This is a genomic window from Francisella marina (assembly GCF_008369785.1).
Lineage (GTDB): Bacteria > Pseudomonadota > Gammaproteobacteria > Francisellales > Francisellaceae > Francisella > Francisella salimarina.
The window spans coordinates 1678904-1692413 of sequence record NZ_CP043552.1 but is presented as its reverse complement, the minus strand read 5'-3'; the positions used below and the strand labels follow the sequence as shown (position 1 = coordinate 1692413).

The following is a 13510-nucleotide window of genomic DNA, read 5'->3' as shown; positions in this document are numbered from 1 at the left end:
CTATATTAATCTATCATAAGACAGCACACTGTGCTGTCACTACAAAAGGGTATAAAATATTTAAATATGCAAAATAAAAAAATAATAGTAGGTATATCAGGAGGAGTTGATTCATCTGTTTCTGCTTTGTTGTTAAAACAGCAAGGTTATGATGTAACCGGTGTATTTATGAAAAACTGGGAAGAAGATGATACTGATGATTTTTGCTCAGCAGAACAAGATATTGCTGATGCTCAAGCAGTATGTGACTCTATTGGGATACCTTTCAAAAAGATTAATTTCGCAGCTGAATATTGGGATAATGTATTCGAGCATTTTCTAACAGAGTATAAGGCTGGTAGGACACCTAATCCAGATATTTTATGCAACAAGGAAATCAAGTTTAAAGCTTTTTTGAGCTATGTGCATTTGTTAGGAGGTGACTATATTGCTACAGGACACTATGCTCGTACTAAAGTGGCTGAAGATGGTTCGGTGCAGTTAGTCAAAGGTCTTGATGATAGTAAAGATCAAACATATTTCTTATACACACTTGGTCAAGAGCAGTTAAAGCAGACAATGTTTCCTATTGGTGATATTGAAAAATCTAAAGTACGTGAGATTGCTAAAGAGAATAAATTGGTAACATTTGATAAGAAAGATAGTACAGGGATATGTTTCATAGGTGAGCGTAAGTTTAAAGACTTTTTATCGAAGTTTTTGCCAGCTCAAAGAGGCGAGATACATGATGAAAATGGTATCAAGATTGGTATGCATGATGGGCTTATGTACTATACGATTGGGCAAAGACAGGGGCTTGGTATAGGTGGTGTAAAAAATCGCCCTGAAATACCATGGTTCGCAGCCCAAAAGGATTTAGAAAATAATGTTTTAGTTGCTGTTCAAGGTCATGATCATCCAATGCTATTTAAAGATACATTACAAGCTATAGACCTTAGTTGGGTAGCTGGATCTGCTCCAGCAGATAGTTTTAGATGTAGTGCAAAAGTTCGCTATAGGCAAAAAGATCAGTCTTGTAATGTACAAATAAATGAAGATGGTTCAGTTAATGTGGTTTTTGATGAGCCACAAAGAGCAATAACTCCGGGACAATCTGTAGTCTTTTATGATGGTGAGGTTTGTTTAGGAGGGGGGATAATTATTTAGATTTTTGTTAATATTTATATGTTAATTATTGTCACTTGCTAATGTGGTTTTCTGATTATCTGTTGAGTCAGTCTGTTTTTCTTGGGATGAGCTAGTATTAGAGCTACCGCTTGTAGCCATTTCTATAGCACTACCACTATTTGCAATAATATCATCATTATCTTGATCAGCTTTTGTAATTAACTCATGATCTAGGGTTGCCGCATCACTAGATATTTCTTGACGAGTATAACTAGACTTCTTGGTAGATGTATCAACCACATCATTCAAGTAGACACCGACTTCTTTTTTGACATCTTTTTGGCTTTTCAAAACGTCTCTTTGCATAAATTGCGCTTCATGCACTGTATCAATAGTCATATGAGTATATAAAAACTCTGGATCAATAATATATGGTCTGAGGGACGTGTTGTACTCTTTTTCTAGCTCAGGGAAATCAACAGTATAAGCCACTTTTATGCGCTTTGTACCATCCCTATCAGTTATTAACATTGCAACAAGATCTGAATCTATAGGGTACTGTTTTCTAACTAGGTGATACTGTTGTTTTCTATCTAGTACTATTTGTCTGACAGGAGTTGCGTATACACTTTCAGTCTTTATAGGCTTGTTAACAGTTGTTATTCCGGCTTTTTGAAGTTCTGCCATAGCACGATTACCATAATTGTCTTTAGCTAACTTAAGATCAATCTCAATCATCTTAGCAAGTACTTTCTCTCTAAACTCTCTAGTTTGCTTTAAAGTAAATGCAAGACAAGTTCCAGTATCATCTTTTTGGAAACAACCATTTCTTTTGTCAATTAGAACAAAAAGTTTTCTGGTTTTATCGTAGTATAGTTGGTAATCAGGAGTATTATCACCATGACCAAGATAAACAAACTGGTCATTTGATAGCATTCCGCATGAAGTAACAGTTAAAATTAGTAGTAATAGTGATATTTTGCTTAATATCTTGCGCATATTTCAAATTCCATAATTTAACAACAATTTCAAGACATAATTTTTGCTTAGTGACGCTAAAAAGTAAAGCTTTGATTACAGGAAAATACTAAAAATTAAGTTTTGGCATTTTCTTGCATCAGTTTTTTATATTTTTTCTCTATCATTTTACGTTTAAGTGAACCAAGATGGTCAAAAAAGGTAACGCCATTTAGATGATCTATTTCATGTTGGATACATCTTGCTAGGAAATCATCTTTTTCAATTTCAATCTCCTCACCGAACTCATTAAGTGCTTTTATCCTAACTCTTGTTGCTCTATTAACCTTAGCAGAAACTCCAGGAAATGATAAACAACCTTCTTCATCAATTATCTTACCACTCTGGTCGATTATCTCAGGATTGATGATTGTAATTGTTTCGGGAGTCTCACTCTCTAAGTTATCATACATGATAAAGAATCTTTTTTTGATACCAACTTGTACTGCAGCTAAGCCAACACCATTTGCTTCTATCATTAAATCGCGCATCTCTGCTATTGTTGCTCGGAAATCATCATTGATTTCTTCTGGTGTAACTTCTTGTGCCACTTCTTTGAGTATTGGGTGAGGATACTTTAGGATCTCTAAAGACATATTTTATACTCCTTGTTCTAATATATCTTTTTTCATTTTTGTCATAGTTAGGGCTGCTTGAACACAGTATTTGCCTTTGTGTCCTTTTTTGCCACCAACTCTTTCTAATGCTTGTTCTTTATTGTGTGTAGTTAATATACCAAAGATTACTGGAAGGTTATACTCATGCATAACTCTTTGCGTACCATAGCTTACTTGGTCACAAACATAATCATAGTGATCTGTCTCGCCCCTGATTACACAACCAAGAAGTACAATCGCATCAACTTGGTTAGTCTCTGCTAAAAGTTTAGCAGCATAAGGCAACTCTACTGCACCTGGAACTTTTTTGATATATATTTGACTATCTTTTAGACCTTGAGCATATGCTTCTTCTAGGGCTCCCTCAAGCATTTTATCCGTTATCAATGAGTTAAATTCACTTACGACAATAGCTAGTTTTCTCATGCTCTATATTCCTTTGATTGTATGTTTTGCTTTATTTTTCTTGGTTATTAGGTAGTTTCTGTTATGTGAGTTTACAAATGCTTCACAGTATACAGGCTCTGTATCTATATCAACATTTCTGAGGGCTGCTAATTTCTCAGGGTTATTTGAGATAAGCTTACACTTATTTACTTTATTATATTTTAGGACTTGTATAGCTAAGTCATATTTTCTTGCATCACTTGGCAAACCTAGAGCTAAATTGGCTTCTATAGTGTCCATATTTTCATGCATTTGTAAGTTATAGGCTTTGAGTTTGTTTGTTAGTCCAATGCCTCTACCTTCTTGATTAAGGTAAATAAAGAAGCCACCTTCTTGAGCAATCATCTCAATACCTTTTTGAAGTTGATCTTGGCAGTCACAGCGTAGTGATCCAAAGATATCACCAGTCAAACAAGAGGAGTGCATTCTAACAAAAGGGGTTTCACCCTGATAGGCTTTTGACAAGACCACAACTTCTTCATTAGAAAAGTTATCCCTATAAACACTCATCTCAAGCTCACCTATATTCTTAAAAGGTATAGTTGTTCCGACCAAGCGACTAACAAAAATTTCAGTTGCTAAACGGTACTGATAAAGTTCAGCAATAGTTAAAAGAGGTAAACTATACTTTTTGGCAAATGCTTCTAATTCAGGTGCTTTCATCATTGTGCCATCTTTGTTCATCAGTTCACATAGGACACCTGCACTATTGAAACCACTTAGTTTCATAAGATCAACTGTTGCTTCAGTATGACCGTTTCTACCAAGTACACCTTTATCATTTGCTATGAGTGGGAAGATATGTCCTGGTCGAGCTAGCTCCTCAGCTTTTGCATCAGCCTTTGATGCTACTTGTATTGTGTGGGCTCTGTCTTTTGCAGATACTCCTGTAGTCACACCTTCTTTGGCTTCTATAGTTATAGTAAATGGTGTTGTAAATGTACTATTATTTTGATCAGCTGCTACCATTGGTGTTAGATTTAACTGCTTTGCTTTTTTTGAATCCATTGCTAAGCAAACGATACCACTTGTGTATTCAAGCATAAAAGCAATATTAGCTTCTGTGGCTTTCTCACCGGGGAGAATTAAGTCTCCTTCATTTTCTCTATCATAATCATCGAGCACAACCACGGGTGTACCTTGCTTGAGAGCTTGTATTGCGTTTTCAATATTTTCTTTTATTTGTTTAAACATTTTCTTTAAATCCTTGTATATATTTGTAGATATACTTACCTGTTGCATCAGCTTCAAGATTTACAATAGAGCCCTTAGTATAGTTCTTTGCAATAGTGACCTCAATAGTATGCGGTATCAAAGTTACTGTAAAAGAGTCTTCAAGAGTATCGATTACAGTTATGCTCATACCATCTATAGTCACAAATCCCTTTGTGACTAGATATTTAAGTAATTCTTTGGATGCTGAAATCTCAACTAGCCATGCTCCGCTGGCATCTGTGATATTTATGATTTGTCCAGTTTCATCAATATGACCTTGTACCATGTGCCCACCGACATGATCGCCATAGCGCATAGCAAGCTCAGTATTCACTAACTGATTTTCTACTAGGCTATTTAGATTAGTTCTTTGTAGGGTTTCTGGAACTGCGTCAAAATTCGCAGTTAAATTTTGTTTATCGATTTCAGTTACTGTAAGACAAGTGCCATTGATAGCAACGCTGTCACCAATATTGCAATTTGTACTATTATTAAACTTTATACAAAAGGTTTTTATATTACTTTTATCTATTATACTTTCTATTGTTCCTAGTTCTTGGACAATGCCACTAAACATTGGTAGTTTCCTTAAAATATGAATTTATTAGTAAATCTTCGCCTAAAAAAGATACACCTTGAAATATGAGCTTCTCTTTAGGATTGCACCCTGCAATTACAACAGGCGATAAATATGTTACAAGTTCATTAATTAGTTTTTGGTTTATAAAATTTTCTAGAGTTTTTTTACCACCTTCAACCAAAAGGCTTGTTATCCCTGTTTGTCCCATTTTGTTTAGAAGGCTGTCTAAGCAAACCTGATTCTGGAATGTTGGCAGTAGCCAGTATTCAATACCAAGATTATCTAGTTCACTGGCAACTTGAGCAGAAATCTTTGAACAAACAAAAATAGTTTTTGCATGATTTTGGTCTAAAACTTTCCAACGCTTATCTATTTCTAAGAGGTTGTTGGATATAATAAATCTAGTAGGGTGTTTCTTTTTGTTTAGCTGTATTCTTACATCAAGACTTGGGTTGTCTTCAATTAGAGTTTGCTTTCCTATAAGTATTGCATCACAAATATTGCGTAGCTGGTGAGTATCTACAAATGCTTTTTTAGAGCTGATTTTTTTTGAGTCATTACCATTTACAGCTATTTTGCCATCAAGAGACATTGCCCATTTTGCATATACAAAAGGTCTTTGAGTTTTTTGGTAGTGGAAAAATATTTTATTTTGATCTTGAACTTGTTTTTCTAAGACTCCAACTTTGACTTCTATTCCAGCATCTTTGAGTTTTTGTATGCCTTTACCAGCAACTAATGGGTTAGGGTCAAGTGTCGCGACCACTACCTTTTGTATGCCTGCTTTAATTAAGGCATCTGTACATGGCGGAGTTTTTCCGTGATGGCAACATGGCTCTAAGGTTACGTATGCAGTAGCACCTTTTGCTTTGTCTCCAGCTTTTTTCAGTGCATGAATTTCTGCATGAGCCTCTCCTATAGCTTCGTGCCAACCTTCTGAAATAATGGCTCCATTTTTTACTATTATGCATCCAACCATAGGATTTGGAGATACTGATAGCTTACCTCTATTCGCTAGAGTTAGAGCTTGTTGCATATAATAGTTTTCAATATTTTTCATTTGCCCAGTTAAAATCGTTAGTTACACTTAGGGCAGGGATAGCAAAACGAATAATACACAAACAGCCAACAAAGCAGTTGCTATTACTAAGTTCTACTTATGAATTTCTTCGATCTTCTTTCATCCAGACTATACTGTCGGCTTTGGAGTTACACCAAATCTGCTTGACCTTTTTAGTATCTAAAAAGCGCTCGCGGGCTTCTGTGGTTAGACAGTTACCGCCGGTAGGGAATTTCGCCCTGCCCTGAAGATTATTTTGAAATTATAACACTTCTAAACTTTATATAGTAAGAAAGTTTTTAAATAAAATATGCAAAATCATGAATCAATATTATAATTGTAAAATAGCCGTTTATATGGAGCTGAAATGAATCAGTATTATATATTTGTAATATTATGTGTTATAGCAGCCTTCTCTAGTTACGTTAACTATAGGTATCTTAAATTACCCAAAGCTATTGGGTTAACAGTTTTGAGCGCTTTGATAGCACTTTTAATTGCACTATTACTTAAGATTGATCACAAATCTTTATTTCCTATTTATACTCTGCTATACAATGTAAATTTTAAGGAAGTGGTTTTAGAAGTCCTTCTTGGCTATCTTGTTTTTGCATCAGCGATGCACCTAAACTTTGTAGAAATAAAAAGAAACTCGTATGGTATATTTATACTTTCTAGTTTAGGGGTCGTAATATCTACTTTTACAATAGGTACATTATGCTGGATTGCTGCACCATATATACTGGGGATTCATGTTGACTATGTACGTTGTCTTATGATTGGTGCTATCTTCTCACCAACGGATCCTGTTACAGTATTTGACGTATTTAAGAAAAATACAAATGTACCAAAGAAAGTAAAAACGATCTTATCAGGAGAGGCACTATTTAATGACGTATTCTCGATTGTCTTATTTTTATTTTTTCTATCTATTGTTGTAGATGGTAAGCAAAATACAGGCTCGGTAACGCTTCTCTTTATGTTTGCACAAGATATTTTGGGCGGTGCTTTACTAGGTGCTCTTCTAGGATACTTGGCAAAAACATTAATGAGTAGATTAGATGATGGATATACACTTATTATAGTCTCTCTTGCATTTGTTAGTTTTGGCTCTTGGTTTGCGACATACTTAAATGTTTCCGAGGCTGTAGCTATGGCTATAACAGGTATTGTTATAGGGAATTCTCGACCACAAGAACGAGTGTCTGTAGAGTCAAAGGCTATCCTTACTAACTTTTGGATGGTTATCGACGAGCTTCTTAATGCTTTTTTATTCGTATTAGTTGGTATCGAGATACTTGAGATGAATCCTTCTTGGTATTTTATCGCGGCAGGAGTTGTTGTTTTCGTTATCTCTGTTATTGCTAGATACAGTAGTGTGATTATTTCTCTATTTCTCACTGAAAGGAAGAAGCGTGTAGACTTTTGGAGGAATAATCTTATTATCACATGGGCTGGGTTGAGAGGGGGAGTTTCTATAGCATTAGCCTTATCTATACCGTTAGCCCATAGAGAGACAAACTCATTCTCGATTGTTTATATTGCTGTTTTCTTATCAATATTTATACAGGGAGTGACCTTTAAAAAACTTCTTGATAGATTGTATAACAATAAGGTGGCTTACTCAAAATCTTAATATATTACCTTTTTCTAAGGGGCTTTATATTTGGGGATTAAGATACATATGAGGCTAATTAACAAGTATAATAAGTTGCAAAATTGTTAGTTGTTCAACTAGAGAGGTGCTTGATTTTGAGTTTATATTCATTGTTTGTTTTACTTTGTGTTATAGCAGCATATTCAAGTTATTTTAATTTAAGGTTTTTAGGCTTACCTAAATCTATAGGTCTTACAGCCCTTAGTGCTTTTATATCATTATCATTATTGGTGTTGATAAAACTAGAGCCAAATTTCTTTTCACCGGTATATGATATGCTTGATAGTGTTAATTTTAAGACATTGGTGTTAAAGGTACTTTTAGGCTACCTTCTTTTTGCATCAGCAATGCATTTGGACTTTTCAAAAATTAGGAAATTTTCATTACCGATAGCTGTTTTATCTAGTCTTGGTGTCGTTGTTACGGCCTTTATAATGGGTACACTTTGTTGGTTTATGGCTCCTTTAGTTGTAGGTGTTAATATTAGCTATGTGCATTGCTTGATGGTGGGGGCGGTATTGTCACCTACGGATCCTGTTACAGTGTTTGCTGTATTTAAATCAACAAAGGCTGTTCCTGAGAAGGTTAAGGCGATACTATCTGGCGAAGCTATATTCAATGATGTGTTTTCTATAGTATTATTCTTAATTTTGCTGTCGATAATCACCAACTCTAATCAAAATGTTAGTATCAGTGAGTTCGTAATAATGCTTTTTCAAGAAGGAGCTGGAGGTATTGTTTTAGGTATGATACTTGGCTTCTTTGGTGCTCGAGTGATGTCTAACTCTGATGATACCCATACGCTTATAATCATGTCATTAGCAATAGTTAGTGTAGGTTCATGGCTTGCAACTAGAATAGAAGTCTCTGAGCCTTTAGTAATGGTGGTTTGTGGTATGGTGATTGGCAACTCTAAGCCTCGAGGTAAGATTTCTGAAGAGTCAAGAAAGGGGCTCTCAAGTTTTTGGGCAATTGTTGATGAACTCTTGAATACTTTTCTGTTTGTGCTAATTGGAATAGTAGCTCTAAAAATGTCTTTTTCAGTTAATGTTTTAATAGCAGGGGCTATATTGTTTATTATAGCGCTAGTTGCTCGTTATTTGAGTGTTATTTTTTCTATGTTTTTGGTTGATAGATCTACCAAGAATCAATTTTGGAAAAATGGCTTTGTTATAACGTGGGCAGGTCTAAGAGGTGGGGTGTCCATAGCTTTAGCTTTGACAATACCTATTGAGTACAGGAGTGATCACGCATCATCAATAGTTTATATAGCAGTGTTACTATCAATATTTATACAAGGAGTTTCTTTTAGAAAAGTTTTAGATAAAGCGTATGCCAAGAAATAACTACTAATTTAGCCGTACATTTCTTTTAAGTGGCTGTTGAAGAAATCAAGTGCATTACCATAATCATACTTGCCTGTAATAATTTCTATATATACACCGCTCTTATGCTCTCTAGCTTCTTTGAGTGCTTGTGCTAGTTCTTCACCTGTTTTCACTTTGATTGTTAGCCAATCACTACAGCCAAAAGCCTTAGGTAAATCTTTATAGTTTAATTGAGCGAGATCATCATAGCTTGGATCAGGGTCTAACTCTAACGCTCTTTCGACCATAAAACCATCATTGTTTATGCATAATATAATAGGGTTTATTTTATATCTTCCCATTACTCCTATTTCATTAAGTGTTAATTGATGAGATCCCTCACCTGTAATTAATACTGTTCTAGAATCAGGATTAGCTAGTGCTACGCCAAGAGTAGCTGGTGTTGCCCAACCAATAGAGCCCCATAACGTTTGATTATGATATTTTACACCTTCAGGTAAAGGTAATTTTGGCATATTAAGAGAAGATGAGCCCGTTTCTACCACAAGATTATCTGTGTTTTTTAAGAATTTTAAAACTTGAGTGTATAGCACGCTAAGCGTTAGGTTTTCTTGTGTTATTGGAGTATCCTGTATTGTCATTCTGGAGTATTCAGGGCGATAGTTTATGCTATCAGCTTTTTCTAATAAAGCATCAAGTAGCTCTGATAAATAGATATCAGTTAGATAAGTCTTTTTATCTTCGACAAATAAAGGTCCTAAATTCAGAACCTTATCTAAGTCCAAATTATTAGTAAATCCAGCAGTGTTAAAGTCAGACCATAGTGCGTCGCCTAAATTAATTACAAGATCAGCGTCTTCAACTATCTCGGCTGTATTTGTGTCCGATAATAAACCAGCATAGAATCCTATATAGTTAGGATGTGTTTCAGATATCACGCTCTTATCATGAGGCATAATAGCAAAAGGGATGTTTAACTTTTCTATTAGTTTGATAGCTTTCTCGGTTACACCAAATCTGTCTAATTTAATAGCAGGGATAGCAACAACTTTTTTAGCCTTATTTAGGCGCTCTAACACTAGGTTTACAGCTAGCTCAAGCTGTTGAGGATTGGTCTTTAGATAACTGCAGTCTATATTATCTGGTGTTATGTCTGTGACAGGACGATTGCCACCATCTAATGAAACACTTATGTAGGCGGGTTTACGGTATTTGAATGCTTCTGCTATGACTCTATTCATTTCTCTGCGAGCGTTTTCAGGGGTGATGACCGCTGAGACACAGGCTGCAGATGCTGATAAGTCAAAGAAGTTTCCAAAAACGCCATCTCCCAATGTATGGTGAACTTGCTTTTTCTTTCCAACCGCTGCATCATTTGGACTACCAACTAAGTGAAAAACAACTAAGTTCTCTGCTTTTGAGCCCATGACACCATTTAGAGCGCTCAATTCACCAACAGCATAAGTAGTACATAAGATAGCGGCTCCATTAACTCTGGCAAAACCATCTGCAGCATAGCTAGCATTAAGCTCGTTAGCATTTACGATATTATTAAGTTTTGGATTATTGATAAGTGCGTGATCTAGTGCAAATGCAAAATCTCCGAGCACCGAAAATGAATGATCTATTCCTAAATCTACTAATCTTGATACTACATATTCAGCCACATTAGTAGCATCTTTAGCGGTATCGAAAACTTTTTTACCATTAATATTCTTGCTCATAAATCCCTCTTTTAGTTAAAATGAATTTTGAAACTACTTTCAGCATATCTTTTGCTTATATGTATAGCAATAATTTGATAACTATATTTTTTAAAAAAGATAATTTAAACCAAAGAGTCATTTTAGAGAGATTTTTGTATAATGTGTTGTCAAAAACCAAGCCTAGTACTTTAAGGCTCTCTTTTTGCAAAAGCGTATTTTTTGACAATTTTGCCACCAATTAGATGCTTTTGGATGATTTTTTCTAGAACCTCTGGAGTACAAGAGTGATACCAAACATTATCTGGTTGTACTACTGCTATTGGACCATTTTGACAAACTCTTAGGCAGTATGTTTTTGATCTATAGATATGGCCATTTTGTGATAGTTTTAGCTCTTGGAGTCTCTTTTTTAGGTACTCCCATGACTTTAATGAAACATCCCCTGCGCAACATTTTTGTCTCTCTTGATCACAACATAGGAATATATGTTTTTCAATATTGTCTAAGCCTAGTTTTTTTGCTTTGGTTTCAAGTGATACTGACATTTTAGTTACCCTTAAATTTAAACAGTATAATTTTATTACAAATAGATTTAAAATTGTTGAGAAAATATTAACAAATATGGAGATAAAATGGAAAATAACATTTCCAAAGAGACGCTAGAAAAGTTAGCTCAAGCTTATCTAAAAGATATCAAAAGTAAGAGACGTTGGAAGTTTTTTACTAGAGCTCTAATTATTCTGGTTGTTTTAGTTATGATTATACCTGGCTTATTTAGCTCATCAAAAGAGCTTACATCTCACATAGGGTTAGTCAAAGTTGATGGTGTAATAGCCGAAGATGCCGAGGCAAATGCAGAAAGGATTAATAAAAGTTTAGATGATGCCTATGCTAGTAAGGCGGTTAAAGGTGTGATCGTTGAAATAAATAGTCCTGGAGGCTCACCTGTACAATCTGACGAGATATATTCTCATATGAGATATCTGCAGAAAAAATACCCAAATATCCCTATGTATGCTGTATGTACAGATGTTTGTGCAAGTGGAGGATACTATATTGCTGCCGGTGCAAAAGATATCTATGCTAATAAAATGACAATTGTTGGTTCAATAGGTGTTATAGGTAGTGGTTTTGGCTTTACTGGGCTTATGGATAAACTAGGCATAGAACGTAGAACATACACATCAGGCTCTAATAAGGACTTTCTAGATCCTTTTTCTCCAAAAAGACCAGAGCAAACAGCACAATTTAATAAGCTTTTGGATGAAACGCATCAAGTATTTATAGGGGCTGTTGAGCAATCAAGAGGTGACAGATTGAAAGATAAAGCTATGAATACAACATTTTCAGGAGAGCCTTTTAGTGGTATTCAAGCAAAAAATATGGGGCTGATTGATGGTTTTGCGTCAGTCAGTCAAATTAAACGTGATAAGTTTAACAATATAGATATTGTTGACTATACACAGCCATTAGACTTTTTGACAGCAGTGTCAAATAAGTTAGGAAATAGTGTTTATTATAAGGCGCTTTCAGAAACAAGCTTTAGTCTAAAATAAATACATTAAGTGTTGAAACATATAATAACCATGATTATAATCGATATTATACTAAGTTTTCTAAACTAAACATAACTAAGGAATGGAAATTATGAAAAAGACTATATTAGGTGCAATGATCGCTGGTGGTCTAATGGTATCTGCAACTACTGCTATGGCTGGTGGAGTAGGTTTTGCTAATGTTCAAGATATCTTTGAGACTTCACCTTTAGGTAAAGCGAAAGTTACTGCTGATGAGAAGAAATTGAAACCACAAATGGATCAACTTAAGCAAAACATCACATCTTTACAACAAAAAGTAAATGCTTATACTGAAGAAAAAGATGATGTTCAAGCAGATGATTCTAAAGGTGATACTAAAGATGCTCAAGCAGCTGATAAGGTAGAAGGTCAAGATAAACAACAAGCTCAGGCTGATCTTGAGAAAGCAATGAGAGAATACCAAGATCTAATGAATCAAGTTCAAAAAATGGCTTCTGATGATGCTGATGCATTCAAAGATGCTTTGACTAAAGCTTCTGCGCAAGTTGCTAAAGATAAGCAATTAGATGCTATCTTACCTGCTGAGATGAGCCTATATAATGTTGATAGTATTGATGTAACTAAAGATGTTATTGCTAAAATGCAATAATTTAGTCTCTGTAATATAATTCTAATATATTTTTTCTAGTATCTCTTTTAAACTTATAACAATTAAAAGTCGCTTTTTTTTAAGTATAAAGCTATGTATAATCTTAGCTTAGATGTCAATAATATTTAAATAAAAAAGAAAATTCAAATTATGGAAAATTTAGGCTATTTTGTATCGCAAAACTTATTGTTTTGTTTGTCTTTTATACTTCTGTTAGCAATTTATATAATTTTTGAGCTGACTCAAACTAAAAAAGCTCAATATACCTTGTCTGTTGCGGATGCTGTTATTACTGTAAATAGAGGTAAAGGCGTATATCTAGATACAAGAGATCAAGAGAGTTTTGCGAGTGCTCATATAATTGGGGCTCATAATATCAAGTTAGAAGAAATTGCTCAAAAGCATAAAAAGTTAGCTAAGTACAAGTCTAAGCCTATAGTTATATATGGAGACGGTGCCGAAAAAGCAATGCATGAGTTACGCAAGGAAGGCTTTGAACAAGTTTTTGTACTTAAAGGTGGTCTATCAGCATGGCTACAGGCAAGTTACCCTGTTAAATCATTATCAAAATAAAAATATTAAGGATCAT

14 protein-coding genes and 1 riboswitch are annotated in these 13510 nt (G+C 34.7%); of the genes, 6 read left to right on the top strand and 8 right to left on the bottom strand.

Annotated features, from left to right (window positions below; genetic code table 11):
- Positions 1-66 precede the first annotated feature (66 nt).
- The gene (gene mnmA / locus F0R75_RS08395; RefSeq protein WP_149369052.1) at positions 67-1146 is read left to right on the top strand and encodes a tRNA 2-thiouridine(34) synthase MnmA; all 1080 of its coding nucleotides are present in this window, start codon (positions 67-69) and stop codon (positions 1144-1146) included.
- 21 nt (positions 1147-1167) lie between these two features.
- On the opposite strand, the gene F0R75_RS08390 is transcribed toward mnmA, so the two are convergent.
- From F0R75_RS08390 to ribD, 6 genes are all read right to left on the bottom strand, one after another.
- A complete protein-coding gene (locus tag F0R75_RS08390) occupies positions 1168-2106 on the bottom strand; it encodes an FTN_0109 family protein (protein WP_149369053.1) in 939 nt (312 codons plus the stop codon).
- Positions 2107-2201: 95 nt separating this feature from the next.
- Entirely contained in the window at positions 2202-2720 is a 519-nt protein-coding gene (gene def, locus F0R75_RS08385) for a peptide deformylase (RefSeq protein ID WP_146421629.1), read from the bottom strand.
- 3 nt (positions 2721-2723) lie between these two features.
- Positions 2724-3167 (bottom strand): 6,7-dimethyl-8-ribityllumazine synthase, encoded by a 444-nt coding sequence (gene ribH / locus F0R75_RS08380; RefSeq protein ID WP_013921890.1) that lies wholly within the window; start codon positions 3165-3167, stop codon positions 2724-2726.
- 3 nt (positions 3168-3170) lie between these two features.
- Positions 3171-4382, bottom strand: a complete 1212-nt coding sequence (gene ribB / locus F0R75_RS08375) for a 3,4-dihydroxy-2-butanone-4-phosphate synthase (RefSeq protein WP_149369054.1) — start codon at positions 4380-4382, stop codon at positions 3171-3173.
- Positions 4375-4980 carry a riboflavin synthase gene (locus tag F0R75_RS08370; RefSeq protein WP_149369055.1) on the bottom strand — a complete coding sequence of 202 codons (606 nt, stop codon included), beginning with the start codon at positions 4978-4980 and terminating at the stop codon, positions 4375-4377. The genes ribB and F0R75_RS08370 overlap by 8 nt, the downstream gene beginning before the upstream one ends.
- Positions 4973-6043 carry a bifunctional diaminohydroxyphosphoribosylaminopyrimidine deaminase/5-amino-6-(5-phosphoribosylamino)uracil reductase RibD gene (gene ribD, locus F0R75_RS08365; protein WP_149369056.1) on the bottom strand — a complete coding sequence of 357 codons (1071 nt, stop codon included), beginning with the start codon at positions 6041-6043 and terminating at the stop codon, positions 4973-4975. Before ribD ends, F0R75_RS08370 begins: the two co-directional genes overlap by 8 nt.
- A 108-nt stretch (positions 6044-6151) precedes the next feature.
- Positions 6152-6299: riboswitch (FMN riboswitch) on the bottom strand.
- Between the two features lie 111 nt (positions 6300-6410).
- Here ribD and F0R75_RS08360 point away from each other — a divergent pair.
- A complete protein-coding gene (locus tag F0R75_RS08360) occupies positions 6411-7679 on the top strand; it encodes a cation:proton antiporter (protein ID WP_149369057.1) in 1269 nt (422 codons plus the stop codon).
- 116 nt (positions 7680-7795) lie between these two features.
- Entirely contained in the window at positions 7796-9046 is a 1251-nt protein-coding gene (locus tag F0R75_RS08355; RefSeq protein WP_149369058.1) for a cation:proton antiporter, read from the top strand.
- Between the two features lie 8 nt (positions 9047-9054).
- Here the strand turns inward: F0R75_RS08355 and F0R75_RS08350 are convergent, their stop codons facing one another.
- Both F0R75_RS08350 and F0R75_RS08345 read right to left on the bottom strand, forming a co-directional pair.
- Entirely contained in the window at positions 9055-10752 is a 1698-nt protein-coding gene (locus F0R75_RS08350) for an alpha-keto acid decarboxylase family protein (protein ID WP_149377277.1), read from the bottom strand.
- Between the two features lie 170 nt (positions 10753-10922).
- Entirely contained in the window at positions 10923-11279 is a 357-nt protein-coding gene (locus F0R75_RS08345; protein ID WP_149369059.1) for a (2Fe-2S) ferredoxin domain-containing protein, read from the bottom strand.
- Positions 11280-11366: 87 nt separating this feature from the next.
- Between F0R75_RS08345 and F0R75_RS08340 the strand changes: the two genes are divergently transcribed.
- From F0R75_RS08340 to F0R75_RS08330, 3 genes are all read left to right on the top strand, one after another.
- Positions 11367-12290, top strand: a complete 924-nt coding sequence (locus F0R75_RS08340) for a S49 family peptidase (protein ID WP_149369060.1) — start codon at positions 11367-11369, stop codon at positions 12288-12290.
- Positions 12291-12381: 91 nt separating this feature from the next.
- Positions 12382-12921 carry an OmpH family outer membrane protein gene (locus tag F0R75_RS08335; RefSeq protein WP_013921898.1) on the top strand — a complete coding sequence of 180 codons (540 nt, stop codon included), beginning with the start codon at positions 12382-12384 and terminating at the stop codon, positions 12919-12921.
- Between the two features lie 150 nt (positions 12922-13071).
- Complete coding sequence (locus tag F0R75_RS08330; RefSeq protein WP_149369061.1) at positions 13072-13494, top strand: rhodanese-like domain-containing protein; 423 nt, start codon at positions 13072-13074, stop codon at positions 13492-13494.
- The last annotated feature ends 16 nt before the right edge of the window (positions 13495-13510 follow it).

Bases quoted from the DNA above. Each gene is read 5' to 3' on its own strand.
- F0R75_RS08335 (WP_013921898.1), top strand. From the start codon at position 12,382: ATGAAAAAGACTATATTAGGTGCAATGATCGCTGGTGGTCTAATGGTA.
- ribD (WP_149369056.1), bottom strand. From the start codon at position 6,043: ATGAAAAATATTGAAAACTATTATATGCAACAAGCTCTAACTCTAGCG.
- ribH (WP_013921890.1), bottom strand. From the start codon at position 3,167: ATGAGAAAACTAGCTATTGTCGTAAGTGAATTTAACTCATTGATAACG.
- F0R75_RS08390 (WP_149369053.1), bottom strand. From the start codon at position 2,106: ATGCGCAAGATATTAAGCAAAATATCACTATTACTACTAATTTTAACT.
- F0R75_RS08360 (WP_149369057.1), top strand. From the start codon at position 6,411: ATGAATCAGTATTATATATTTGTAATATTATGTGTTATAGCAGCCTTC.
- mnmA (WP_149369052.1), top strand. From the start codon at position 67: ATGCAAAATAAAAAAATAATAGTAGGTATATCAGGAGGAGTTGATTCA.
- F0R75_RS08350 (WP_149377277.1), bottom strand. From the start codon at position 10,752: ATGAGCAAGAATATTAATGGTAAAAAAGTTTTCGATACCGCTAAAGAT.
- ribB (WP_149369054.1), bottom strand. From the start codon at position 4,382: ATGTTTAAACAAATAAAAGAAAATATTGAAAACGCAATACAAGCTCTC.
- F0R75_RS08340 (WP_149369060.1), top strand. From the start codon at position 11,367: ATGGAAAATAACATTTCCAAAGAGACGCTAGAAAAGTTAGCTCAAGCT.
- F0R75_RS08345 (WP_149369059.1), bottom strand. From the start codon at position 11,279: ATGTCAGTATCACTTGAAACCAAAGCAAAAAAACTAGGCTTAGACAAT.
- F0R75_RS08330 (WP_149369061.1), top strand. From the start codon at position 13,072: ATGGAAAATTTAGGCTATTTTGTATCGCAAAACTTATTGTTTTGTTTG.
- F0R75_RS08370 (WP_149369055.1), bottom strand. From the start codon at position 4,980: ATGTTTAGTGGCATTGTCCAAGAACTAGGAACAATAGAAAGTATAATA.
- def (WP_146421629.1), bottom strand. From the start codon at position 2,720: ATGTCTTTAGAGATCCTAAAGTATCCTCACCCAATACTCAAAGAAGTG.